Here is a 22,245-nt window from a genome sequence, read left to right on the forward strand (position 1 = left end):
TCGGAGCTGCCCGGTGTGCCTGGGGTGGCTGGTGGTGCACTGGTACCGGGTGTGCGACGTGTGCCGGCCCTGGGTGAGGAAGTACCCCGAGTGCGGGGTGTGCCCGCGGTGCCGGCACGAGGCACACCTCAACACGGATGGGCTGTGCAAGCCGTGCCTCTCTGCGATCCGGGCCGAGGATGACGCCGAGTGGGCACTGGGCCTGGAGGAGGCGCGACCGCGGCCGGTGCAGCTCACGGTCGGCGGCACGTACGGCGACCGGTCACTCTCGTCCCGGCCGCTGCGCCGGCCCACCAAGAACGGTTCGAAGGCGGGGGTGGAGTGGTGGACCAAGCTCCGCAAGCAGCGTGCTGCTCCCGCTGGCCCGCCGGTGCTTAAGGCACAGGTCCGCGGGCAAATCCCGCTCTTCACCGTGCCCCGAGTGCTGGGCGATGCCACGGTCAGTGCGATCGTCGGCCGGCCGGTCGCCGGGTGGGAGGAGGCCCGCCCGGTGATCGAGGCGATCGAGGCCGAGCACGGGTTGACCGCGGCCTGGCGCCGCAAGGTCGCCGAGATGGTCCGCCTCGCCCTGGCCGTACGTGAGGCCGAGGGAGCCGAGCGGCTTCCCGAGGCGATGCTGCGAGATCTTCCGGGCAATGGGGACGCGGTCCGCCTGGTCCTGCTGCGGGCTGGGCTCCTTGACGAGGCCCACAAGCCCATGCGGTTCTCCATCTCCGACCAGCTGGCCCGCACTCCGTACATCACCGCTCCGGCGCCGCTGCCGCCTCGGCCACCGCGCCAGTGTGCGGACTGCTACGCGTGGATTCCCGCCGGTCGGCGGGCAGGCTTCGTCTGTGATCCGTGTCGGCATTGGCGGGAGCGGACGGGGCGGGGCCGGTGCTGCCGCTGCGGTCGCGACGGGCTTGCCCTGCGCGACGACCGATGCCGCAACTGCCACCCCTACCGTCTCCTCGACGAAGCCCGCCCCGCCTCCCGGTGGTTCACGCAGTTGGTGATCTCGCTGCCGACCGGCAAGGGCGGGCCGTTCGAGGCGTTCCCAGTGGGCGAGCCGGAGGTGCCGGACTACGACGAGCGGCGGCCTGCTCTGCACACGAGCCGCGGGCAGGAGTCGCTGTTCACCCTCCGGCGTGACTGGGCCCCGGTGCTGGCCCGGCTGCGGAGCACGCCTGCGGGCGAGCCACCGCTGACCGTGACCGCTCGCCACTTGGTCGAGGAGTTCGCCCGGGAACGGCGGGGGCAGCGGCCGGACTACAAGAAGAACACCCGCACACTCGCTGTCCTGCTGTACTGGCTCGGCGCCGACGCTGCGGTCTTCGAGCGCGACGTGTACGACCTCGCTCGGATCGACGCGAACCTCGCGGCCAAGCCCGTCTGCCAGTTCCTGCGCATGCGCGGTCTGCTGGTGGCGGACCCCGACCTACACCGGGACGCGGATCAGATGTGGATCGAGTCGGCCCTGGCCGCGCTGCCGGAGCCGGTCGCGAGCCAAGTGGGCGCCTGGGTGAAGGTCATGCGCGAGCAGGGTCCTCGCGAGGGCGAGCCGCGCGGGTACGACGGCATCCGCCGGTACCTCACGAACCTCCAGCCCGCCCTCACCACCTGGACCACGACCGTCGGCGTCACCTCGCTGAGGGAGATCACCAAGGACCAGGTGGAGGAGGCCGTGGACGGGGCGTCCGGCTATGCCCGCCGAGGGCTGGCCACTGCCCTGCGCAGCCTCTTCCGCGCGCTGAAGCATGAACGTGTGATCTTCCGCAACCCCGCCCGGGACCTGCGGGTCGGCGACATCAAGAGCATCCCAAAGTCCATCCCCTCCGACCTCCTGATGGGGCTGCTCGACCAGGCGACGACGCCGCTCGGCCGCCTCGTCGTGGCCCTTGCCGCCGTCCACGCGCTGCCCGGCAAGGAGATCCAGACCCTGCACACCACGGACCTAGATCTCTCCCGGGGCACCCTCGAAGTCCGGCGCGGTCTGCTGCGGCACACCCTCTACCTGGAGGAGCTCACCCACCAGCTCGCCGCCGACTGGACGACCTACCGCCACCAGCGCTGGCCGGCTTCGTCCAACCCTCACCTGCTGGTCAGCCAGAAGAGCGCGGTCGATCCCGACCACCCGGCCGTCAGCACCGGCACCCTGAGCGGGGCCCTTCCCCGCGGGCTGACACTGAGCGGCTTGAGACAAGACCGCATCCTCAACGAAGCAGCCGAAAGCGCCGACCCGCTCAGGCTGATGCGCCTGTTCGGCATCGCCGAGAAGACCGCCATGCGCTACGTCACCGCCGCCCACCCCGAACGAACCGCCAAGCTTCCCCGGTGACGTCTGCGCCCTCGGCTGCGGGGCGGACCGACCATATCGACAGTTCAATCCTTGAATTCAGATTCGGATGTACTGTCGCCGGGTGCTGATCGTTGCCTCCGACATCGACGTGCTGGCCCGCTTTGGCCGCGCGCTCGCCGCCGCCGATCCGCTGCCGCATCCTGCTCGCCCTGTGTAAGGCGCCAGCGTACCCGGCCGACCTCGCCGACGCGCTCGGCGTGTCCCGGACCCGGCTGTCGAACCACCTGGCCTGCCTGCGCGACTGTGGTCTCGTCGTCACCGCGCCGGACGAGCGCCGCACCCGCTACGAGCTCGCCGACGAACGCCTCAGCCACGCCCTGGACCACCGATGATTATTTAGGGTTGTCAAGCTAGTTAGCAGGTCAGCGTCGTACGATAGGTGAAGGCAAGTAAGGCAAGTCGAGCAGCTGCGGGGGCTGCCACCGCGCAGGCCCCGGCCAACACCCCACCCCGGCCCCAACGTGAACACGTCCACCTCTTGCGTCGGCGCGTTTTCACCACCCAAGCTGGGGGGCGGCGCTCACTCAGCGAACGGGGGCGGGATGGTCGCTGCCGCGGACATCATCAGGACCAAGACGACCGGCTTCGTCGGCCGCGACTACGTCTTCACCGCCGTGGATAAGTTCCTCGAGGACCACGACCGCGGGTTCCTGGTCCTCGAAGGCGATCCCGGAGCCGGTAAGACCGCCATTCTCGCCGAGTACATACGCCGGACCCACTGTGTCGGACACTTCAATCTGCGTGCCCAGGGGCTCAACACGGCTGGGCACTTCGTGAAGAGTCTGTCCGAGCAGTTCGTGGCACGCTACGGCACCCATGGGGCCGGCGGTGCAGACGGCGGTGAGGCGGTACCTCGGATGCTCAGCGAGGTCAGGGCGATACTGCCGGACGGAATTCCGCTGGTGGTCGCGGTGGACGCTCTCGACGAGGCGGAGGCGCCCCCCGGCGCGGCGAACCCGTTGTACCTTCCGGGGATTCTGGACAAGGGCACCTATCTCGTGCTGACAACGCGCCGCAACGAGACTGCGCTGCACGTCGACGGCCCGTTCCAGAAGATCGATTTAAAGGACTTCCACGCCGAGACCATGGCCGACGTGCGGTGTCACCTGGAGAACCGGTTGTCCCAGGGCGCTCTTGCCCGCCGCGTGGAGGAATCTCACCTCAGCGCAGGCGAGGTGGTAGCCCGGCTCAGTGAGATGAGCGAGGGCAACTTCATGTATCTCTATTACACGCTCATAGATATCGCGCGGTCGCCCGGCCTCGATCTGGACCGATTTCTGCGGGAGTTGCCTCAGGGTCTTGAGAACTACTACCGGATGCACTGGCAGTCGATGGGCATGACCGCTGCCGAGGCACCAACGGTGAACGCGTGGATTCTGTATGTCTTGTGCGAGGCGGAGGCTCCGCTGCCGGCGTGGATCATCTCCTCGATCCTGGCTCCCGTCACGACACGGGTGTCACCGGCGTCCGTGCAGCAGTGTCTGACCCAGTGGCTGCCGTTCCTGCACCGGGACGTATCGACCTCACCGGCCAAGTACAGCCTCTACCACGCCAGTTTCCGTGACTTTCTGCACCGTCACGACGTGGTCGCCAACGCCGGCATGGACCTCACCAACGTCCGTGCGGCCATCGCTGAACTGCTGTGGCAGCACATGATGGGGGACACCGAGGACACATGACTCATGAGCTGGAGACCCTGGCCCTGAGCAGGATGGTCGCCCTCCTCCACGGTGCGGGGCAATCGCGGCGCGTCTACCAGGTGTTCGAGTCCGACCGATGGCTGCTGCTGCACCTCCGCGACCCGAAACAGGGTTGGGCGGGGTACGCGTCGGACCTCACCCTCGCCTTCGACAGCCTCGACCGGGACATCGCTCGGGGAAGTGCGCCGGCCGGTGAATCCGTACTGCGGCTGGTGCGCCTCTGCATGATCCGGTCGGCCCTCACCTCGTCGACCGACATCCCCGAGGGCGTCCTGCACGGCGCTGTCCGCTCCGGGGCATGGCAGGGAGAAGACATCACTTCGGCGATCGAGCGGTATGCCGACCGCAACCGGCAGGCTTCAGCCTACGTCTCCCTGCTGCGGTCGAGCATGGATACCGAAGGCCGCACCTCGGTACAGCGGGCACTCACCGCCCTCGCCTTCGTCCGCCCCGACCAGATGCCGACGGCCGAATTGCTGTGCGGCATCCCCCTCCTCGGCCCACCCGATCGAGGTGCCGTGGCGGACCGGCTCGCGCTGTGCCGCATGGAGCCGCTCGGACGCTTCGCCCTGCGTGGACGCGGCTCCGGGCCGGGCGTCCTCAGTGCGGTCGCCGTCGTCAAGATGATGGCGGAAGTCCCCGAGGCACGACGACCAGCCCTGGTGAAGAGAGCCGTCGACACGCTCCTCGAAGAAGCGGACCGCATCAGCCGGAACGCCCAGGCGGAGTATGCGGACCCGCTCGACACCGCCACCACCCTTCAGGACGTCGCGACAGCCGATCTCACGGAAGTGACGTACGGCGACTACAGACGCAGGCCCCGGGTGTTGGCGGCCTTGGCCACGGCTGCGGAGTTCCTGCCCGCGTACCCGTCCCCCGACGACCTGCCGGCCGCGTTCGCGTCGTGTGTGGGGAGTGCGACGTCGGCCGAGGAATGGTCGGCGTTCTCGGCGAGCTGTGCCGCGGGCTTGCACGAGGCGGGCGTCCCCTGGGAGCCGCCGGCGTACGTGCAGGCGGCGTGCTACACGTCCCCGCTCTGGCGCCGGGACCAGGACCGCCTGTGGTGGCAGTGGCAGGTTCTGTTGCGCAGCAGTTTGTCGAAGGAGGGTCCCCAGTGGGAAGACGAAAGAGACCATATCGGCTACCTCACGCTGGAGGAGGTACAAAGCGGATGGGTGCAGCGAGCCCTCGGTGCCCTGAAGGCGACGGGCGGCTCCGGCCTCCCCGCGGCACCTCCGCTCCCCCCAATTGTGCCGACGCCGCAGCAGAACGAGGAAACGCCCGCCGAATCGGGGTCCCTCGCGATGGACGCGGTCATGCGCTCCGCGGCCCCGTTCGTCGCCGCGATGTCCGTGGCGCTGAGCGGCAAGCCTGCAGAAACTGTTGACGAGTTCATTCCCGCCGTGTTCGACGACGGGCTCCTGGACGTGCAGTTGCTCAGTCTCGACAACGCCGTGCGGAATGAGCAGCTGGACCCTGAATTGGCCGGACGCACGATGGGCGGGTTGCTGCGCCACGCGCTCGACTCGGCGCATCGAGCGGGCGGCATGCGGAGCGCCTGGACCAGTGTGGACACCGAACTGATCACGGCGGCAGACCTGACACCCGTCGTGGACTTCGTACTCGGCCTGCCGACGGAGCCGGAACGCAACCACGCCAGCGGTCTGTTCCAGTCGCACGAGGCAGAGGTCCGGGACGTCCCGCTCTTGGCCGCCCTGGAAACGGTCGTCGACCACCTCGACACGAGGGGTGCCGTCCGCTTGGCGGACGCTTTGTTGTCCGTGCGCAGCACACCGGTACGCAACCGGGGCTTAAACATCCTGGCAACCCGTCTCCCCAGGGAGACGATCGAACGAGTCCTTGCCCTGAGCTGGCGACCGGGCGACTCGCGCGAACAGGTGTGGGCGCTGCGCGAGATCGCCGCCGGCTGTCCGGCCGACGCGACTGAAAGGGCAGTCATCGAGGAGATGGCTGTCGCTGCGGCGGACGGCATCGAGGACGGCTGGGCTTACGCCGACGCGCTTCTGAACTCCCCGGGCGGGAACGACCACAACGCCGCAGCCGTGATAGCGAGCCCCGAAGTGCTGGCAGCGGTGAGGCGGTTGAGCGTCAACAACCGGACGGACGCCCTGTGCGGGCTGTGTCGGCACGCCGGCCGTGACCAGACGGTTCCCGCGGCGCTGTTCGAGGAGATCCTGAAGCTGCCGGCCGTGAATGCGTTCGGCACCTACAGTTGGCGCGCTGTCGCCCTGGTTACCTGCGCGGAGTCCCTCGACGCGGCCATGGCAGGTCAGGCCCTGGATTCCGCCATGGAGCTCCCGGAACGCTTCACAGGCGGCTCCAGTGAGGCATGGGGACGCGACTGGACCACCGAGTTCCTGCGTGCGGCCGTGGTGCACGCACTGGCCCCGGCGTTGTCACCGTCCGACGCGCGCCGTGCCTTCGACTACGCGAAGGGCCTGCCCTATCTTGCGCGCGAGCCCCTCTTCCGCACACTGGCGAAGACGGCCGACGCCGCACTGGCCCGTCTGCTCTTCGACCACACCGTCGAGTGTTATCGGGGCTACCTGCAGCTGGATGACTCCGCACCGCCACGCGAAGTCGAGCAGGTCGTCTCCATGGAAGAGCCCGCGGTTTTCCTGATGCACCGGCAGGTGCAATCCGCGGAGATCATCGCCGCGGTGGTGGACCGGCTGGACGGCGCGCGCCGCGCGGTCGCGGCAGAGGTGGCCATGGGTTTCTCCGCCTCCGGTCCGTGCGCGTGGCTCGGAGCGGCCGTCCTGAACCACCTGCAGGAGAGGGACGAGGTGAACGTGCCGCTCCTCACCGGGGCGGCGCTGGCAGATGCATACGGTTACGTCACCGAGGACCCGGCGCGTATCGATCTGCTGATCGACCTGCTCCCCCATGCGGATCGTCACACCGTGGAGCGGCAGGCGGAGCTCGCGGAGTTCGTCGCGCCGCGGTTCCCGGACCTGAGCGAACCCTTCCTCGATGAGGCTCGCCAACGATCCCTCGACCCACACGACTTGGCCGAGTACCGTCGGCTGACCGGCGAGGACCACCTGTCACGGCTCGGGCAGGAGAGCTCGGACGGCCTGCCCCAGGCAGAGGCGAGGCGGCGGATGGCCGACTGGATCCTAAGCCCCTTCGCGCGGCGCCTGCGCAACGACGTCCTGAGGGAGATGCTGCTGGCTTCTCCGGTCCTCAGTCGGATCCACGCCTTGTCGCGGCTCTCGGAGGTCCTGCCCGAGAAGTTCCACACCGACGTACTGACCGCTTCGGTCCGGCAACTCGTCGATCACGCGCCCCGTCTTGGCGAGGACGACTTGGCCGCGCTCACCCAGGTCGTCGAGCATCTGCCCGGCGCGGAACGGGGAGTGTTCCTCGACGTGGTGGCCGCGCTCCCCGAGGCCGAGAGCCGGTCCGCGGCAGCTGTCGAGGCCGAGTTCCTGGAGGAGATCTACCAGGACTGGGGCGGCTTTCTGCGCCCGCACCCCCGGTACGAGGAGAACAGCAGGTCGGTAGTGGCACAGCTGATCGGCAGCCAGCTCAGGGGCGAACGGTTCCGTTCGTCCGTCCATTTCATGACGTCACGTGTCCGCTTCCTGGCGCAGTTGGCGCCATATCTGCCGCAGGACGACGTCATGCGGGCAGTGCTGCTGCTCCGCGACTTTCCCGAGCCCGAACGGGCCGAAGGGCTCGCCGTGCTGCTGCCAGTGGCCGACGAGACAACCGCCCGGCTCGTCCACGCTGAGGTCCAGTCGTTGGAGTCCCGGTTTGCCCGGCTGTGGGTGCTCTGGCGTGCCCAGGACGCGCTGCGCGACGCGGGAACGGACACCATCGCGCCGGCCGAAGAGAACGTCGCGTCGTTCGACACGCCCTCCTCGGTGGGAGCAGCGGCCTTGCTGATGACGGGACATCTGGGCGCGGACCGCACGTTCGACATCATCCTCGACCAGGCCGGGAAAGCTGGTGCCGCTGGTGACGACGAGGCGCTGCTGAAACTGATGACCCTCGCTGTGCGGATCGGAAAGGAGGCGCGGGATCGCAAGCGGCTGTCTGACTTGCCAGCCCGGCTGTCGACGCCGAAGGCCCGGTATCAGGCGCTGCTCATGTTCGGCCGGGCCGGTATGAGACTGTCCGACTGCCTGCACGCGGACGGCGAGGACGGCGGGGAGGCGGTTGCTCTGCTTACCGCTGTGTCCCTGCGCCTGTCCGAACTCTCCACGCAGCCACGCACACAGTTCTTGCGTGCCCTGTCGGGTGAGATGGCGGCGCTCACCGGTTTCCTCGATAGCTCCGAGCAGCTGGCGCTGGCGCGGATCATCCGACAGGTTTGCGACCAGTGGCGGTGGCCGTGACGCCTGGGTCCCGCCGGACAGGACCCTCAGTCACCGAGCCAGCGCCGTGGCGGTTCGTGCGCGGTCCGCAGCCAGCGCAGGCCCGCTGAGTCTGTGAAGCAGACCGCGGCCGAGGCCGGCAGGTCGACGGTCTGGGCCTCGTCGGCGGCCTCGACGACGAGCCGTCGCACCTCACCGGGCCTGAGAGCCCGTACGCTCTCCGTCGCCGATCCCGGGCCAGCTGGGACGAAACGTCCGTTGCGTTCCTCGACGTTCTGACCGGTCACTCGAAGGGCTCCGGCGCCCGTCACCCGCACGTCCAGATCGTGGATCGCCTCGTTGCTGTCGTTGCGGATCTCAAGGAAGGTCAGGCCCAAGCCACGCCGTATCGTGGCGGAGACCAGACGGGCCGTCGACGCCTCCCGGTCGCGGAGCTCCGACGCCAGTCTTCTGTTGTCCTTGACAGCGAGCCGCAGCGCCACAGCCACCGCCGCGAACGTTCCGATGGCGCCTGCCACTTGCCCGACAGCACTCAGCCAATCGGTGATCAAAGGCGCCTGGCTGAGCAGCATCGGCAGGGCTCCCTTCCCGTACAACGCACCTACCCATCCTCTGCCTTGGCTGACACCTCGGGCATGGGCAGGCCAGCCGCCTCGCCTGCGACAGGCCGACCCCGGGGAGCGCCGATCGTTGTCGATCGCCGCCGTGGTCGCCGTGGAGTCCGACCAGACCTGCCCGGACGCCGCCACGAAGGGCTGCTGCTGATGACCGCGATATCCCTCGGCCCGTCCCCGGCCCGCCGTGACGCGCTTGCCAAGCGCATACGGCTGCTGGTCGCGCCACCAACACCTACAACGTCATCGAGGCCGTCGTCGCCATCACCGTCGGCACGATCGTCTCCTCCACCGCGCTGATCGGTTTTGGCCTCGAACGGGATGCCCACCAGGCGAGCTCGCCGCCGAACCGGCGCCGGGGCGAGCGCCCAGGCCATGGCCGACTCCATCCGCGCCGCCGAGCGACGCAACCAGCACCGCACCGCGCTGTGGGCACTGCCGCTCCTCGTCATACCGGCAGCGGTCACGGCCGGCTACCTCACCGCGATCACGACCAGCAAGAACGCCGGCCTCGCGGTCGCCATGGTGGTCAGCGTGCTCGCCCTGCGCCAATGACTGCGCCCATTTCCGTGCCCGCTCCACGCCGGCGCGGCACCGACGGCCGCTTTCCCGCCCCACGCGCCCACATACCAGCTCCACACCGGCACGAGGAGCACTGCCCGCACCTGGGCTACCGTCTCCAGGACGATCTCGACTTCCGGATCACTTGCAAGCACAACCCGTGGTGCTGGTCCCCCGAGCTCGGCTTCCACCGGGCCTGCACCCCGCACGAAGACGGCCCGTGGCGACACCTCAAGAGGCCTCAGTTGCGTCGGCCCGCTCGCGGAGGGCTGCGGCAAGCTCAGGCCAGCGGTTGTGGTCGGCGGCGTCGGCAGCGAGCAGGTACGCCTGCCGCAACACGGGCCGGAACGGCTCGGGGTGAGCCCCAACCCGAGAGTGGACTATGCGGATGGCCGATAGCCCGTCCCTCAAAGCACCCCTTGCATCCCCGGGCATGCGGATACGGCCCCGCTGTACCAGTAGCCACGCCAGCCCAGCACGACTCTGGACGGTGTCCGGGTGATCGGGACCGAGCACACGCTCGGCGTCATTCAGAACGTCCCCCTCGACCTCGATGCCGTCCTCGATTCGTGCGACCCGCCCGTAGGCGACGGCAAGGGTGTGGCGAGCGAGGAGCGTGTCGGGATGATCAGGACCCCACACCGGCACAGAGTCGGCGACAAGCTGCTCTAGGTGCATCATCGCCTCGGAATGGTAGTGGTCCGCGAGTAGGGCTTCCGCGAGGTTGAGACGGGCGCGTAGGGTCTCAGGGTGGCTCCGGCCCTTCGTCAGCTGAAGGCCCTCGACTACGTGTCGGTAGTGCTCGATGCCAGGGCGCCGGTCACCCGTCACGATGTGGATGTCTCGCCCGACGGCGAGCCCTCCAGCCTCAACGGTTGCGCCGGGTCCTACGCTTCCAACACTTGCTCTGACAACGGCATACCTGTAGCCACGGGGAGCGGCCGGAACAGGACGAGCGGGAAGGCTCACTCCAATGAGGCCTGCAAGGACGCGGCGTGCCAGGGAACAGTTGGCGAGGTCAGAAGGCTGAGGGGCGGTTGCGGGCTGTACCTGCACGTTGAGGATTCCAGCAGCGACCCGGCGGACGAGCGAGGCACGTTTCATCGCGAATTCTCACTCAGATTCCGGTGCAGACTGACCCGTGATGGCAGCTGCCACCTGGGGAATGGATCCGAGCTGCGCCAGCACCGACGGTGCGGAGAAGCCCAACGCGACTGAGACGAATGTGCCGGTAATCTGACCGCCAGCTCCGAACAAGGCAGCTGCTCCTGCACCCAGGCCTGACCGGAACAGTGCGATCCAAGTGTGGGCCGCGACATCGATGTAGACGGACAGCCTGGGAGGATTGCTCTTCAGCTTGCCTGTTGGTGTGCGCCGGGCGGCCTGCCAGGTTGCGAACGAACCGAAGACCGAAAGGACCTCGACTAGGAAGCCTCCGATTGCCCCCAGGAGCGCGAACTGCCACACCAGCATCGACGCCTACCATTTCTTGCCCGATTCGTCACGCGTTCCACCACAGCGGCGACGGCTAATCCCGAGCTACTGGCAATTCCTCCCATTGGCGGAGAACGGCGTGCTCCTGGCCCACCGCGGCCCAGCGCCAGCACCACCGTTCTTGCCCAGGCGATGAAGGCCGCCCCGTCCTCGGGCCCACCGAGACGTCGCAATCGAACCCACGCTCACCAAGATCGGAACGATGTCGACGTCCCCGATGCGCACGGTCTCCTCCTTGCCTTAGCTCCCCACCCCCATCGCGCCCGGCACTCACCTCCACCCGCTGCCAGACAAGCGGCGTCGGCTTCGGCTGACAGGCGAATCAGACCAGCAGGAGGGGGAGCGCCCCTTCAAGCAAGCAGTACTCGTACGCGGATCTCACCGAAACCGCAGGTCCCGTGCGGGTTCCAGCCCGTCCGCATCCGGGATTCTGCGAACCCGCGCGCTTCCGACCGCGCGATGTCCAAGGTCCGCAACAACGAGCGCGGCCGCAGCGGGGTCGAGCGGCGCCTGGTCGCCCTCGGCGCTCGCCCCCGTGACCCGGGCGAGCCCGGCCGGGCGTGGCTGGAGGAGGCCCTGCACACCGTCGGCGCGCAGGGCGTACACCACGGCGGCCACCACCGCTACGCCGCCTACATCGGACCGCGCACCGGCCGCCGCCTCGCCGTCACCTCCTACCCGTACCCGAAGGCCGACCAAGGGGGTGCGGCCGCATGAACGCCGCATCCCGCGCCGCAGCCGGCCTCGGCTTCGAGGGCATCGAGCTGGTCATCAACTGGGGACTGGCGGTCGACTCGACCGCGTACCTGGTGAAGATACTGGAGGACCCGGCCGCTCACGGAGTCGACCTGGCCCGCACCCTGGTCATGCACCAGCTCACCGGGGACGAGTGGCCGGCCACCCGCGCCCACGCCGAGGAGTTCGTGCTGCCGCTCCTTCGCGAGCACCGGGTCCGGCTCGTTCAAGTCGCCCGTGCCAGCCGTGCGTTGGAGATCGCGGTCATGGACGACTCCCGGCAGCCCGAGCGGATCATCGACCGCGGGCCCTGGGCGCTGTGGGACGAGTACGAGGCGGGCGGCACGGTTCCCCAGCAGGGCGGCATTCGGCTCTGCAGCCTGCATGCCAAGGGCGAGGTCGGTGACGCGCTGATCGCCCTGGGAATCGGCGACCGGCCGTTTCGGCAGGTGATGGGGTTCAACGCCGACGAGGCCGTCCGCAGTCGTCGGGACGAGGCGGCGAGCAAGAATCCGCTGCGCCAGGGCGTGTATCCCTTGATCGACTGGGGGTGGGGGCGTGATCGGTGCGAAGCGTTCCTGTACGAGCGGTTCGGCGTGCGGTGGGAAAAGAGTTACTGCAGCTTCTGCTGTTTCCCGGTCTCGATGGGCGCCATGGCTGACCACCTGGACCGGATGCGCGCCCACCCGGAGATCGCCGGACGCGTGCTGCGCCTGGAGTACACCTCCGTCAGCCTCAACCCCCAGGCGAAGCTGTTCGGCCGGCGCAGCCTGCTGGAGCAGTTCGACCCCGGCCGGCCCGCGGACCGCCCCGTCCTCGCCGCGTTCGAGGAGGAGCTCACCTGCCCGTGGGCGCTGTATCACGTGCGGAGGATCCTGCCGGTCGCGAAGGCGGACCCCACCCGGCGCGGGCGGCCGATGCGCTCGGTGGAGCAGGTCCACGTGGGCCGCGCCTCCGCTCTGGGCCGGAGGCTGCGCACCGTCTCGGAGCGGCACGGCTACCCCGTCGAGGTCGACGAGCGCTACGGGCGGGTGCGGACGTGGATCCGGCGCCGGGAGGCGGAGCTGCCGACGGTCGAGGAGCTGATGGTGACGGCTCCCCATCACGTCCGGGACAAGCAGGTGCCGCGCTTCGAACGGGAATGGAGGGCACATTCGTGGCGGGGGGTGGGCCGGCGAGATTGACAGCCACCCACCAAGAGCGTCATATTGATTATGCGAACGCAGCGGCAAAAAGCGGTGGGCGGCGGAAGGCACCCTCTTACGAGGGTGTCGACCCAGGGCGGCAACCCCGGCCGAACGTCCCGCCGACCACCTTCACCAACTCGACTTGCCCGCCGGCGCGTGAGCACCGAAGGAACAAAGAGGAGCAGGCCCTCAGTATAGGGCCGCAGCCAGAACCGGAGAGTGCAATGACCAAGGCCCTGAACCCGCAGCGTCGCCTCGTCGGCGGCCGCGCCGTGGTGAACCGCGACTGGATCCGCGAGCTCACCGGCGCCAGCGTCGGGACCGCGGCCCGCTGGTACAAGGTGCGCGACGAACAGCCCAAGGAGCACCGTCACCCGGAGAAGGAGCGGATCGAGGGGACCGACTTCTACGACGAGCAGCAGTTCCGGGACTTCTACGCGTGGTTCCAGGAGGAGAAGGCGAGCAAGGTCCTCAAGGCCGACCCCGAGCTGCACGAGCTCACCCCGGAGACCGTCGTCTCCATCAACAAGGCCGCCGAGCTGCTGGGCTTCGCCGGGGCCTCGACGATCCGCAAGTACCAGCAGGCGAACCCCGGCTACTTCCCGGACTCCGTCGGCGAGGTCGAGGGTCCCACCGGCCGCATGATCCAGGCCTTCCGCGTCGGCGACCTGCAGGACTTCGACAAGAAGCGCACCGGGGAGAAGCTCGGCAAGGCCGGCCGCCGTCCGGGACCGCAGCCCGAGGCGCCCGTCGGTCGGCCTTCCGCCCTCGAGGAGGTCCTCGCGGCCGAGCTGAGCGCCCACGCCGGCGGTGAGCCGCTCACCGCCACGCAGCTCGCCGAGCGGTTCGCCGCCGAGGCGATCGAGCGCGACGGCTACCGCCCGGGCCTGGCTGCGGAACTCAGCGTGCAGCACGGGGGGCCGCAAAGGTCCTGGGAGTGGGTCGTGCGCAACGCCCTCGAGCACCGCCCGGCGACCGCACCGCCCCGCACGGAAGCCGACCGGCGGGCGGCCGTCGCCCTGGCCGCCCTGCGCGAGCGCGGCGACGTCCGGGGGCTTGCCGCCTCCCTCGCCCGCGAGCACGGCGGCAGCCCCGACGTCTGGTCGCGCGCGGTGAACGCGGCCCGCCGGCTCACCGACCCCACCACCTGAACGCTCCCACCAGCCGGAGGACGATCCCCCATGCCCAGCTATCAGCTCCGCGACACCGCCACCCGCCGGCTCCTCGCCTGGGGCCTGGCCGACTACGCCGCGGCCGAGGCCGCGGCGGACCGCCTCGACGACGAACTGGAACGCGACCTCGCGGCCAACGGCGAAGGCGCCGGGCGCATCCGGCTGCGCCTCGACGTCGAGAAGGTCACCGCCGGCAGCACCGAGGCCGTCGGGCACCACGTGCTCCTCCTGGGCGTCGACGACCCCGCCGACCCCCTGCCCGCGCTGTAGCCGACAGCGCTTGCCCACGATCCGCGATACGACGATCGAACACCGGGTGCCTCGCTCCCACACGCTGCGCCGCGCTGCCTCCCGGCTCAGGCGGGCGCCCGACGGCCGCCGTCAGGACGATCGCCGAACACGGAAGCAGGCTGGGCAGGTAGCTCGCGGTCACATCTCGTCGGGGAGCATCAAGGTCATGACGGGCTCGCCCGAATCGCCGGGCTCCGTGATGGCGATGAGCCGGTCGGCGCCAGTGGGCTCCTGCCCGGACGGCAATTCCCCGGCTGGCACCACGAAACAGATCTCGTCCGCGGGCGAGGCTTCGACAGCCCTTGCCACCGCGGACAGCACCGTCCCCAGCCGCCCAGCCTCGCCACCATCGTTGCCTGCCACGAATTCCTGCCGCGCGCCTGCAGTGATGATCAGCGGCATCTCGATGCCAGCGGCCGAGGCCGCCGCGGGCGGGACCTCGATGAAGGTGCCGTCCTCGAAGGCCTCTGCCCGCGTGTAGGAGAAAACCTCGGGCCCGTATTCATCATCCATGCCAAATGCCCCGATCCATCAACTCTCGCCTGTCCAGCGTCCTGTTGAGCTTGCCGTCCTTGCCCCACGACCGCTGTCCCTCGTTCGAGTGACTACACCGTGCCCAGTCACAACCCCAGCGCCTCACAGGTCTCGCGGTTCCACGTACGCGCCGATCGGTTCCCCCGGCAACCAGCCGGAGGATCACGGGCTCGCGGCCGCGGCGTGAGCGGGGCTGTGACCTGCGCAGCCTTCCCTAAAGGGGGCTGCACCACCCCCGGAAGAGTGTATAATTGATTTTACGTTTCAGGCGGCAACCTGGAACGGTCACCAGCGACTCAGGAGCAGCCTTGATCACATTGCCTCTCATTCCCCAACAGCGCACCGTTTACTGGACGGTGGCTGTCCACGACACGTACGGGTCCTCGCACCTATCGACCGGCCTGCACGCATCGGCCGTTCGCCAGCAGTACAACTTCTGGACCGCGAAGCCGTCGACGGCCCGTATGGAACTGACCGAGCGCACACTCGTTCAGGCCCGCACGATCACCACCCTCGAGGACCTGCCGGGCGAGGGCGAACCAACGCCGCTGCCGGGTCTCCCGGCCGACGCGCACGAGGTGAAGCGGTTCTTCAGGTTCACCCGCGCTCGTGAGGACGGTTCCCTGACCGGGTTCGGCCCGGCCGTTCTGCGCACCGGCGACGACGTCCGCCGCTTCTACAACTGGACCGTCAGCACCCAGGACCGCGCCCAGGCCGTCCACGTCGACGTCTCCACCCTCCGGGTCCTCGACATCACGCTCACTCACCTCACCCGTGAGATCCAGCTCGCCGACCTGCCCGACGACTTCACCGCCTCGCTCATGGGCCAGCTGGAAACGGAAGGCCTGTGCGGGGCCCCCGTCCACGGGCGCACCGGGACGTGTCTGCGTGTCCGCTTGGCCGACGGCTCGGAGATCACCATCAGCCCCGCGGCCGCCGACGGGCGCGAGGCCGGCTCCCAGCACGCGGTCGGCGCACTCGGCGGCTGGCTCGCCGTGTGGGGCGACGCGAACAACGCCGTCGCCGAGGTCTATCGCTCCCGCCCGGGCCTGACCCGTGCCGCGAACACCGCGGCTCTGGCGGACGCGGTACTCAAGTGCGCCCGCAAGCACGGCGGTGGGCCCGTCCTCCGGGACAAGCCCCGGCAGCCCCACGCCTGAGGCGCCAGTTCGATCCTCACTCTGTCGGCCGGGCGCGGCAACGCCCGGCCGACAGGCCACCAACTCAGCTCGCAAGGAGACGTCCTCATGAGCCGCGATCTGCAGCTCGGTCTGTTCCCCACCGAACCGGTAGCCGACCTCATGCCGGACCTCGTCCCGGACGAGGTCGACATCTACATCCTCAATCTCTCCGGCGGGAAGGACGGCCCCCGCGCCGCCGCCGTGGCCCTGGACGCCGCGCGTGCCGTCGGCGTCGAAGACCGGGTCTACACCATCCACGCCAGTCTCGGCCCGCTGGAGTGGCCCGCCGTCACCGTCGACGGCGTCCGCTACCCCGGCAGCAGCGAACTGGCGGCCCTTCACAGCCGGGCCCTGGGGGTGCCTCCCGAGCGGCACATCGAGGTCCGCCGGACCCACGAGCTGCAGGGCGAGCGCGTCCCCTACGACCTGTGACCTATATCGCCGAGCGCGGTGACTGGCCGTGGAAGGGGGTGCTCCCCTGCCGGAGCGACTGGAAGACCGGTCTCATCTACGGCGCTTTCAGCTCCATGGTCCGGGCCCGCAAGAAGGAGCTCGGCCGTCCGGTGGTCTGCGCGAACGTCCTGGGGATCAGGGCGGACGAGAGCCCGGACCGCAAGAAGCGGCCCGCGCTGCGGACAACGACGGACAACACGGCCCGTGTCGTACATGAGTGGTCCCCCGCCCACCAGGTGACCACCCAGGAGGTCAAGGACTGGACAGACGAGCAGGGTCTTCCTCACCAGTGGTGCTACGACTCCCACCCCGGGGCGGGAGATTGGAAGGGTTCCAGCCGCTGCTCCTGCTCGCTGTGTGTCCTCGCCAACCGGCGAGACCTGCTGCTCGCCGTGCGGCGCCGGCCGCGGCTGGCGGAGCTGTACGCGCTCGTCGAGCGGGTACGCGGGGTCCCCTTCAACCCCAACACCAGCATGGCGGAGTTGATCGAGCGAGCTGCCCGGCCCGGAGCACCCGATCCGGGGGTGGTCACCGAGGACGAGGGACCCGAGTTCGACGCTCTGGAGAACGCCGTCCAGGCCGCGCTGAAGAAGCCTGCCAAGCGTGCCCGCTACGTCCGACCCGTACCCGGGGCAGACGCCCTGCCCGGCAGCTGCGACGGCTGCGCGTCTGCCGGGCCGGACCAGGAGGCGTGACGTGTACACCACCGGTTTCCTGTTCAACGGAGGCTGCGGCGACATGCGCGGCTTCGCCAACGCCGGATTCGACCCGCGGTTCGGTGCCAACCACGATGCGGCGAGCGTGGCGACGGCGCGCCTGAACTGGCCCAACATCTATGTGCGCGAAGCCGCCATCCAGACGATCGACATGCGCACCCTGCCCTACGCCGATGTCCTGGGCGGCTCGCCGATCTGCTGGGAATCCGCCCCTGCTGGCGGCAACAGCCAGGTCCGTGTCCAGGTCGAGCTCAGCGCCGACTCGACCGACAACGACGAGTCCGCCTGTTGGGAACAGACCCGCATCACCGCCTGGGAACCCGTGCGCTACACCGAGGTGCACAAGCCCCTCGTCTACGCCGGCGAGAACGTGCCCCGCTTCGCCACCGGAAACCGTCCTCTGTTCAACGCCTGGTTGCACGTGTGGGACGCCCTCGGCTACTACCCGGAGTTCACGTCCGTCAACTCCGCGCACATAACTGTCGAGACCCCTGACGGCGTCCTCGGCCCGCTCCCCCAGTACCGCGACCGGCTCGTGTGGGTGATGGTCCGCAAGGACATCGGCAAAGTGCCCGACCTGCGCCCCCGCCCGCAGTCCATCTGCCGGGAGTGCGGCCCGGTCAAGGGCGTCCAGTTCTGGCCGGGCCACACCAGCGGCCGCGGACGCCGTATCGGTTCGTACCTGCACAGGATGGCGAGGAGCGGCACCTCCAGGGCCAAAACGTCGTACTACTACGTGTGCCCCACCGAGCGATGCCACCAGCGCGTCGAACCGGTGACCCGCGGAATCGGCAGCGTCATCAACAAGAGCGTGCGCGGGCACCGGTTCGGCGACGGCCGCCAGGACCGCAACGAGGCGTACGGGAAGGCAACCCGCGCCCGGGTCGCGGCCGGCATCGCGACGTACAGCGGTCAGCCGTTCATCGTCACCCTGCGAAACCATTGCACCGCGTCCTCGCTCGACGACCCGATCGGCACCATCACCGCCCAGGGCGGCGCCCACCACTACTTCGTACGCCCCACCGAGAGCCTCCTCGTCGACGACTGCGAATACCGGTCGCTGACGGTCGAGGAGAACGCCAGCGCCCAGGGCTTCCCCGAACGCCATCGCTTCGCCGGAAAGCCATCCGAGATCAAGTCTCAGGTCGGCAACGCCGTCCCCGTCACCGTCGCCACCTGGGCGGCGCTGGAAACCATGAAAATCATGCCGCCGTGATGGCACCGTTCAGGTGAGCGTGTCTCGTGCACGGCAGTCAGCAAAACGTGCGGCGCCCCAGGTAATTTCCTGGGGCGCCGCGCCGCGTGCATCAGGTGGTGTTGCAGGCCGTGAGCGGCGGGCTGTGGGACGGCCGGGCGCCCTCCGGTCGGCTACTTGATTGTGTAGCTGCAGCCCTTGGTGCTCTTGCCGCCGTTGTTGTCCGCGACCTGCTTGCCGTCCACCTTGATCACGCACGGTGCGAACTGCAGCAGTCCGTCGGCGTCGGTCACCGTGCCCGGGATCACGGAGACCAGGTACCCCACCTCCTGGTGGGCTTCGGTGAGTTCGACCGTCTCCGTCTTCGTCCACGGCAGCGTCTGGTCCTCGAACCCGTCGGTCGCCGCGTGGTACATGACCCGTGTCGTCCCCTCACCGCTGACTTGCAGGGTGACCTCATGGGCTTGGCCCGATTCCTTCTTCGGCGGTGTGCTCGGCGACGCCGAGGCCTTGTCACCCTCCGCGCCGGCGTCGGCGGAATCGCTGTCGCTGCCGCATCCGGTGAGCAGCAGTACGGCCGTGGCGAGCGCGGCCGCGCCCTGAAGCGTCCTTCGCATGGTCCCCGTTCCTCGTTTCCCGTCGTGAATGATCCGACGCCCGCGAATCCAACCACGGGGAGGACTCCCGTGAGCGAATGAGGGTGTTCGAAAGCCGGTTGTCATGTGGTGATCGTGCCTCCGCCGCGCCCGGCCGGGCCGCCCGTTGCCGGGGCGGTGCAGCAGTGAGGAGCCGGAACTCGGAGCCGCCTCATTCCGTACGTCCGGATGAGTTTGTGACCATGGTGTCGGCGGTCTTGTCGTGGAGGCACTGCCGGTAGGGCTTGTCCCAGCAGCACCACAGGGGGTTGAGCAGGCTGAGGACCGGGATGATGAACGCGATCAGCCAGAACAGCTCCCGGCCGAGTGCGCGCCAGAATCCCACCGGGTGAGCCGTTTCCCGGCGCACGATCCGTACCCCGCACACCCGCTTGCCCAGGGTCGCGCCGAACTTCCAGACGGCGAAGGGGAAGTAGAGGACGAAGGAGACGGCGAGCCAGGCAAGCAACACCGTTCGCGCGGTGGTTCCGCCACCCCCGTCGATCCACGTCATGACCGGGATGGCCGGGATGAAGTAGAGGGCGTACCAGAGGATCACGTCGAGCAGCCGGGCGCCGAAGCGCGCTCCGAGCCCGGCCAGCCCGGCCGGCTCGGTGGCCGGTGCGAACGGCATGGCGTACCCGTATGCCGGTCCCGGGTACGGGCGGAACTGTGCGTAGGGCGGCGGAGTGGGGTCGGCCGGGTGATGGGTGTGGTGCGGCTGGTCAGCCATGGTTCCCTCCAGGGGGTGCGTCTGCACGGTTCGCGGTCGGCCCGCGTGTGCGGAGTCGGTGGTCGTCTGTCGGTGGAGCAGTCGGCGAAGGTCGGCCCACACGGCGCGCGGTTCGTAGCCGAACATCAGCGGGCTTCGTCGTCGGTCAGGGCGGGCAGCAGGTTGTCTCCGGGCCACAGGTCGCGCTCGGCCACCAGGCTGGTGAGGACGGCGTCGATCTGGGTCAGGACTTCGTCGCGCTGCGTCGGTCCGTGGTCGACGCGTTCGCCGGACGCGGGATTGAGCGTGCGGACGTGGCCGTGGGGTCCGGTGCACATCAGGGCGCGCGCGATGTCCGGCAGGCCCAGGCTCAGGGCGTCGCAGCCGTCCGTGCGGACGAGGCGTACCAGGTCGGTGGTGACACGCTGCCAGTCGCCGACCCTCGGCCAGCCGTCGCCGCCGTCCACCTCGTGGGTGAGGGTGGCCAGCGGGACGATCTCTCCCGCCGGCCGGCGGTGGGTGAGAAGGGCGTGGATCCGGGCGCCGTCGGGCTGGCGCACCCGGCGGTGGAGCAGCGAGCCGGCGGCGACGACGGTGGTGTTGACCTCCCGGCTGCCGGGGCCGGGGTAGTACGGCTCGTGCGCGAAGAGCAGGTAGACGTCTGCGGTGGGGTCCGCGTTGTCGGTCTGGGGCTGGGGCATGGGGCGGTATCCCTTCAGCGGTGCGGTGCTTGGCGGTCGTCGAGGTCCTGGCCGTGCCGGGCGAGCGGTGCCGGGCGGGTATGGCCCCAAAGGGCGAGCCGGTCGGCTGGGCGCGTCTGCTGCGTGGGAGCAGGCCTGGGTGCGCGTGCGTTTGAGGGCCTGGTCCGCGTGGTCGGCGAGGCGGACCATCAGCCGTTCACGGTCGATGAGTTCGGCGGAGGCGGAGCGGGTGTCGGTGGACTGGAGCAGTCCTGCGGCGTCCCAGAGCAGGTTCTGGCCGATCTCCGCCGAGCGGTGTAGTTCGTGGTGGTCGTTGTCGGCGGCGGCCTGGACGAGGTGGGTGTGCAGGGAGGCGAGGCGGTGGAGGTAGTGGCTGGCAGCACCGTCCTCGACGCTGCGGACGTGTCCGTATGCCCGGTGGTCGAGTCGGCCGGGCAGGTGCTCGGTGAGCAGTGGGGCGAGCAGCGCCGCCGGCAGCACGACGTCGGCGGCCACGCCCAGGCTCATGGCGAGCAGGGCGGCGAACAGGCTGACGGCCGCGACGGCGGCCGTGGACAGCCGTACGGACGCGTGGCTCGCCGTGGTCAGGGCGATGTGGTGGGCGGGCCGCCGGGTCAGCCAGCGCACGGCCAGCCGCTGGGTCAGTGTCGCGTCCGGAGGGAGCACGCCCACTCGGTGAGGCCGCTCGGGCAGCGAGCCGTCTGCGGGCACGGTCCAGGTGAGCCATCCCCACCCGGTGCGTTCGTGGACGAGGACTGGCTCGCAGGAGATGGTGCAGACGGTCTCGCGGTAGATGTGTCCGGTGTCCAGCGCGCGGGATCGTTCTTCTTCCCACCGGTGGGGAAGCCCGGCGAAGGGCCGCAGCGGCTGCCGGTGTTGCCTCTGGGGCGGTGTGTGGAGCGTGTGCGTCATCAGGTGCTCTCCTCCAGAAGGTCGGTGATTGCGGCCAGGGCGGACGTGCAGGTCGTGCAGCGGCCTTCGCCGTCGGGGTGGGCGCGCCGGGGAGTGGGCCCCGGGCAGGTGCGGCACGGCGGCCAGCCGAGGCAGGCCGGGCAGAGGTCCTCGCCGGGGGCGGTGCCGGGCACGCCGCAGCCGGCGCATTCGACGAGGGCGCGGTAGGTGAGGGCCTCACTCACGGAGCGCGAGGCCGAGGAGCTGCTCGGACGCGGCGGCGAGTCGTCCCCCGTGGGCTCGTCGTGGTGGTCGGCCGCGATGGCGGGCGGGGGGTAGGCCTGGGCGGCTCGAAGGCGGGCAGCGATGATCGCGCCGACCGTGGTCCGCACTGGGTGGGGCAGGGGCCGGGCGGCGATGACGTGAAGCAGTTGCTCGCGGCTCCAGCCGGACTCCAGCATCACCGTCACGACGCGGCCTTGATCGGTCAGCGCCTGCCCGGTCAGCAGCAGTTCGGGCCTGGCCGCCGCGAGTTCGAGCAGCAGCTGGATCCCTGGGTGCATCTCATCCGCCGCGGGCACGGTCGGCAGGGATGCCGGCGTGTTCGGCTGGTCCGTCCGTCCACGTGCCGGCGGCGCTTCGCCGCACGGACGGAGGGGTCTGGTCTTCTGCTTGTTGGTCTTCTTACTGATGGTGTTCTTAGACGTCGTCTCATTTGGTGAGTCGGCGGTAGCAAATGAGGGTGCAGGCGATGGCGGTGAAGGCCAGGAAGTGTTCGGCCTTGCGCTCGTA

19 protein-coding genes and 3 pseudogenes are annotated in these 22,245 nt (G+C 69.5%); 14 read left to right on the forward strand and 8 right to left on the reverse strand.

From position 1 onward, the window contains the following. The first annotated feature begins 13 nt into the window (after positions 1-13). From ACFU5F_RS33270 to ACFU5F_RS33285, 4 genes and pseudogenes are all read left to right on the forward strand, one after another. Complete coding sequence (locus tag ACFU5F_RS33270; RefSeq protein ID WP_383895466.1) at positions 14-2,317, forward strand: hypothetical protein; 2,304 nt, start codon at positions 14-16, stop codon at positions 2,315-2,317. A gap of 82 nt (positions 2,318-2,399) precedes the next feature. Continuing rightward, positions 2,400-2,661: pseudogene (locus tag ACFU5F_RS33275) on the forward strand (ArsR/SmtB family transcription factor); the annotation flags it as partial. Between the two features lie 219 nt (positions 2,662-2,880). Continuing rightward, positions 2,881-4,017: an ATP-binding protein gene (locus ACFU5F_RS33280; protein ID WP_051870214.1), complete on the forward strand. Its 1,137-nt coding sequence runs from the start codon at positions 2,881-2,883 to the stop codon at positions 4,015-4,017. Beyond that, on the forward strand, positions 4,014-8,402 hold the full coding sequence (locus ACFU5F_RS33285) for a hypothetical protein (RefSeq protein ID WP_383895469.1): 4,389 nt from the start codon (positions 4,014-4,016) through the stop codon (positions 8,400-8,402). Before ACFU5F_RS33280 ends, ACFU5F_RS33285 begins: the two co-directional genes overlap by 4 nt. 26 nt (positions 8,403-8,428) lie before the next feature. Here the strand turns inward: ACFU5F_RS33285 and ACFU5F_RS33290 are convergent, their stop codons facing one another. Beyond that, positions 8,429-8,899 carry a hypothetical protein gene (locus tag ACFU5F_RS33290; protein ID WP_030044230.1) on the reverse strand — a complete coding sequence of 157 codons (471 nt, stop codon included), beginning with the start codon at positions 8,897-8,899 and terminating at the stop codon, positions 8,429-8,431. 246 nt (positions 8,900-9,145) lie between these two features. Here ACFU5F_RS33290 and ACFU5F_RS33295 point away from each other — a divergent pair. Both ACFU5F_RS33295 and ACFU5F_RS33300 read left to right on the forward strand, forming a co-directional pair. Further along, positions 9,146-9,312: pseudogene (locus tag ACFU5F_RS33295) on the forward strand (cation transporter); the annotation flags it as partial. A 58-nt stretch (positions 9,313-9,370) separates the two neighbouring features. Next, positions 9,371-9,550 carry a hypothetical protein gene (locus ACFU5F_RS33300; RefSeq protein ID WP_383895472.1) on the forward strand — a complete coding sequence of 60 codons (180 nt, stop codon included), beginning with the start codon at positions 9,371-9,373 and terminating at the stop codon, positions 9,548-9,550. A 237-nt stretch (positions 9,551-9,787) separates the two neighbouring features. On the opposite strand, the gene ACFU5F_RS33305 is transcribed toward ACFU5F_RS33300, so the two are convergent. Continuing rightward, positions 9,788-10,387, reverse strand: a complete 600-nt coding sequence (locus ACFU5F_RS33305) for a tetratricopeptide repeat protein (RefSeq protein ID WP_383895475.1) — start codon at positions 10,385-10,387, stop codon at positions 9,788-9,790. Positions 10,388-10,669: 282 nt separating this feature from the next. Then, positions 10,670-11,029 (reverse strand): hypothetical protein, encoded by a 360-nt coding sequence (locus ACFU5F_RS33310; RefSeq protein WP_383895479.1) that lies wholly within the window; start codon positions 11,027-11,029, stop codon positions 10,670-10,672. A gap of 480 nt (positions 11,030-11,509) precedes the next feature. Between ACFU5F_RS33310 and ACFU5F_RS33315 the strand changes: the two genes are divergently transcribed. From ACFU5F_RS33315 to ACFU5F_RS33330, 4 genes are all read left to right on the forward strand, one after another. Then, entirely contained in the window at positions 11,510-11,767 is a 258-nt protein-coding gene (locus ACFU5F_RS33315) for a hypothetical protein (protein ID WP_383895482.1), read from the forward strand. Continuing rightward, entirely contained in the window at positions 11,764-12,969 is a 1,206-nt protein-coding gene (locus tag ACFU5F_RS33320; RefSeq protein WP_383895485.1) for a hypothetical protein, read from the forward strand. Before ACFU5F_RS33315 ends, ACFU5F_RS33320 begins: the two co-directional genes overlap by 4 nt. 227 nt (positions 12,970-13,196) lie before the next feature. After that, positions 13,197-14,123: a hypothetical protein gene (locus ACFU5F_RS33325; RefSeq protein ID WP_383895488.1), complete on the forward strand. Its 927-nt coding sequence runs from the start codon at positions 13,197-13,199 to the stop codon at positions 14,121-14,123. A gap of 30 nt (positions 14,124-14,153) precedes the next feature. Beyond that, positions 14,154-14,414 (forward strand): hypothetical protein, encoded by a 261-nt coding sequence (locus ACFU5F_RS33330; RefSeq protein WP_383895491.1) that lies wholly within the window; start codon positions 14,154-14,156, stop codon positions 14,412-14,414. A 159-nt stretch (positions 14,415-14,573) separates the two neighbouring features. On the opposite strand, the gene ACFU5F_RS33335 is transcribed toward ACFU5F_RS33330, so the two are convergent. After that, positions 14,574-14,948 carry a DUF6573 family protein gene (locus ACFU5F_RS33335; RefSeq protein WP_383895494.1) on the reverse strand — a complete coding sequence of 125 codons (375 nt, stop codon included), beginning with the start codon at positions 14,946-14,948 and terminating at the stop codon, positions 14,574-14,576. A 329-nt stretch (positions 14,949-15,277) separates the two neighbouring features. Between ACFU5F_RS33335 and ACFU5F_RS33340 the strand changes: the two genes are divergently transcribed. The 4 genes from ACFU5F_RS33340 to ACFU5F_RS33355 all read left to right on the forward strand — a co-directional run bounded on the left by ACFU5F_RS33340 (position 15,278) and on the right by ACFU5F_RS33355 (position 18,535). Then, complete coding sequence (locus ACFU5F_RS33340; RefSeq protein ID WP_383895496.1) at positions 15,278-16,129, forward strand: hypothetical protein; 852 nt, start codon at positions 15,278-15,280, stop codon at positions 16,127-16,129. Positions 16,130-16,216: 87 nt separating this feature from the next. Continuing rightward, on the forward strand, positions 16,217-16,582 hold the full coding sequence (locus ACFU5F_RS33345) for a hypothetical protein (RefSeq protein WP_383895499.1): 366 nt from the start codon (positions 16,217-16,219) through the stop codon (positions 16,580-16,582). Then, positions 16,579-17,298 (forward strand): phosphoadenosine phosphosulfate reductase, encoded by a 720-nt coding sequence (locus ACFU5F_RS33350; RefSeq protein WP_383895502.1) that lies wholly within the window; start codon positions 16,579-16,581, stop codon positions 17,296-17,298. Before ACFU5F_RS33345 ends, ACFU5F_RS33350 begins: the two co-directional genes overlap by 4 nt. Before the next feature lies 1 nt (position 17,299). Continuing rightward, the gene (locus ACFU5F_RS33355) at positions 17,300-18,535 is read left to right on the forward strand and encodes a DNA cytosine methyltransferase (RefSeq protein WP_383895504.1); all 1,236 of its coding nucleotides are present in this window, start codon (positions 17,300-17,302) and stop codon (positions 18,533-18,535) included. 152 nt (positions 18,536-18,687) lie between these two features. On the opposite strand, the gene ACFU5F_RS33360 is transcribed toward ACFU5F_RS33355, so the two are convergent. The 4 genes and pseudogenes from ACFU5F_RS33360 to ACFU5F_RS33375 all read right to left on the reverse strand — a co-directional run. Further along, positions 18,688-19,131, reverse strand: a complete 444-nt coding sequence (locus tag ACFU5F_RS33360) for a hypothetical protein (RefSeq protein WP_383895506.1) — start codon at positions 19,129-19,131, stop codon at positions 18,688-18,690. Positions 19,132-19,321: 190 nt separating this feature from the next. After that, the gene (locus ACFU5F_RS33365) at positions 19,322-19,882 is read right to left on the reverse strand and encodes an RDD family protein (RefSeq protein WP_230218042.1); all 561 of its coding nucleotides are present in this window, start codon (positions 19,880-19,882) and stop codon (positions 19,322-19,324) included. 125 nt (positions 19,883-20,007) lie between these two features. Then, entirely contained in the window at positions 20,008-21,474 is a 1,467-nt protein-coding gene (locus ACFU5F_RS33370) for a hypothetical protein (RefSeq protein WP_383895508.1), read from the reverse strand. Further along, positions 21,474-22,202: pseudogene (locus tag ACFU5F_RS33375) on the reverse strand (hypothetical protein); the annotation flags it as partial. The pseudogene ACFU5F_RS33375 and the gene ACFU5F_RS33370, both read right to left, overlap by 1 nt. Positions 22,203-22,245: the final 43 nt, after the last annotated feature.

This window comes from Streptomyces sp. NPDC057438, assembly GCF_042802995.1.
Taxonomy (GTDB): Bacteria; Actinomycetota; Actinomycetes; order Streptomycetales; family Streptomycetaceae; genus Streptomyces.

What these genes read in the sequence shown, in the direction of transcription:
- ACFU5F_RS33280 (WP_051870214.1), top strand. Translation starts at nt 2,881, where the DNA reads ATGGTCGCTGCCGCGGACATCATCAGGACCAAGACGACCGGCTTCGTC.
- ACFU5F_RS33285 (WP_383895469.1), top strand. Translation starts at nt 4,014, where the DNA reads ATGACTCATGAGCTGGAGACCCTGGCCCTGAGCAGGATGGTCGCCCTC.
- ACFU5F_RS33300 (WP_383895472.1), top strand. Translation starts at nt 9,371, where the DNA reads ATGGCCGACTCCATCCGCGCCGCCGAGCGACGCAACCAGCACCGCACC.
- ACFU5F_RS33310 (WP_383895479.1), bottom strand. Translation starts at nt 11,029, where the DNA reads ATGCTGGTGTGGCAGTTCGCGCTCCTGGGGGCAATCGGAGGCTTCCTA.
- ACFU5F_RS33315 (WP_383895482.1), top strand. Translation starts at nt 11,510, where the DNA reads ATGTCCAAGGTCCGCAACAACGAGCGCGGCCGCAGCGGGGTCGAGCGG.
- ACFU5F_RS33320 (WP_383895485.1), top strand. Translation starts at nt 11,764, where the DNA reads ATGAACGCCGCATCCCGCGCCGCAGCCGGCCTCGGCTTCGAGGGCATC.
- ACFU5F_RS33325 (WP_383895488.1), top strand. Translation starts at nt 13,197, where the DNA reads ATGACCAAGGCCCTGAACCCGCAGCGTCGCCTCGTCGGCGGCCGCGCC.
- ACFU5F_RS33330 (WP_383895491.1), top strand. Translation starts at nt 14,154, where the DNA reads ATGCCCAGCTATCAGCTCCGCGACACCGCCACCCGCCGGCTCCTCGCC.
- ACFU5F_RS33335 (WP_383895494.1), bottom strand. Translation starts at nt 14,948, where the DNA reads ATGGATGATGAATACGGGCCCGAGGTTTTCTCCTACACGCGGGCAGAG.
- ACFU5F_RS33345 (WP_383895499.1), top strand. Translation starts at nt 16,217, where the DNA reads ATGAGCCGCGATCTGCAGCTCGGTCTGTTCCCCACCGAACCGGTAGCC.
- ACFU5F_RS33360 (WP_383895506.1), bottom strand. Translation starts at nt 19,131, where the DNA reads ATGCGAAGGACGCTTCAGGGCGCGGCCGCGCTCGCCACGGCCGTACTG.
- ACFU5F_RS33365 (WP_230218042.1), bottom strand. Translation starts at nt 19,882, where the DNA reads ATGGCTGACCAGCCGCACCACACCCATCACCCGGCCGACCCCACTCCG.
- ACFU5F_RS33370 (WP_383895508.1), bottom strand. Translation starts at nt 21,474, where the DNA reads ATGACGCACACGCTCCACACACCGCCCCAGAGGCAACACCGGCAGCCG.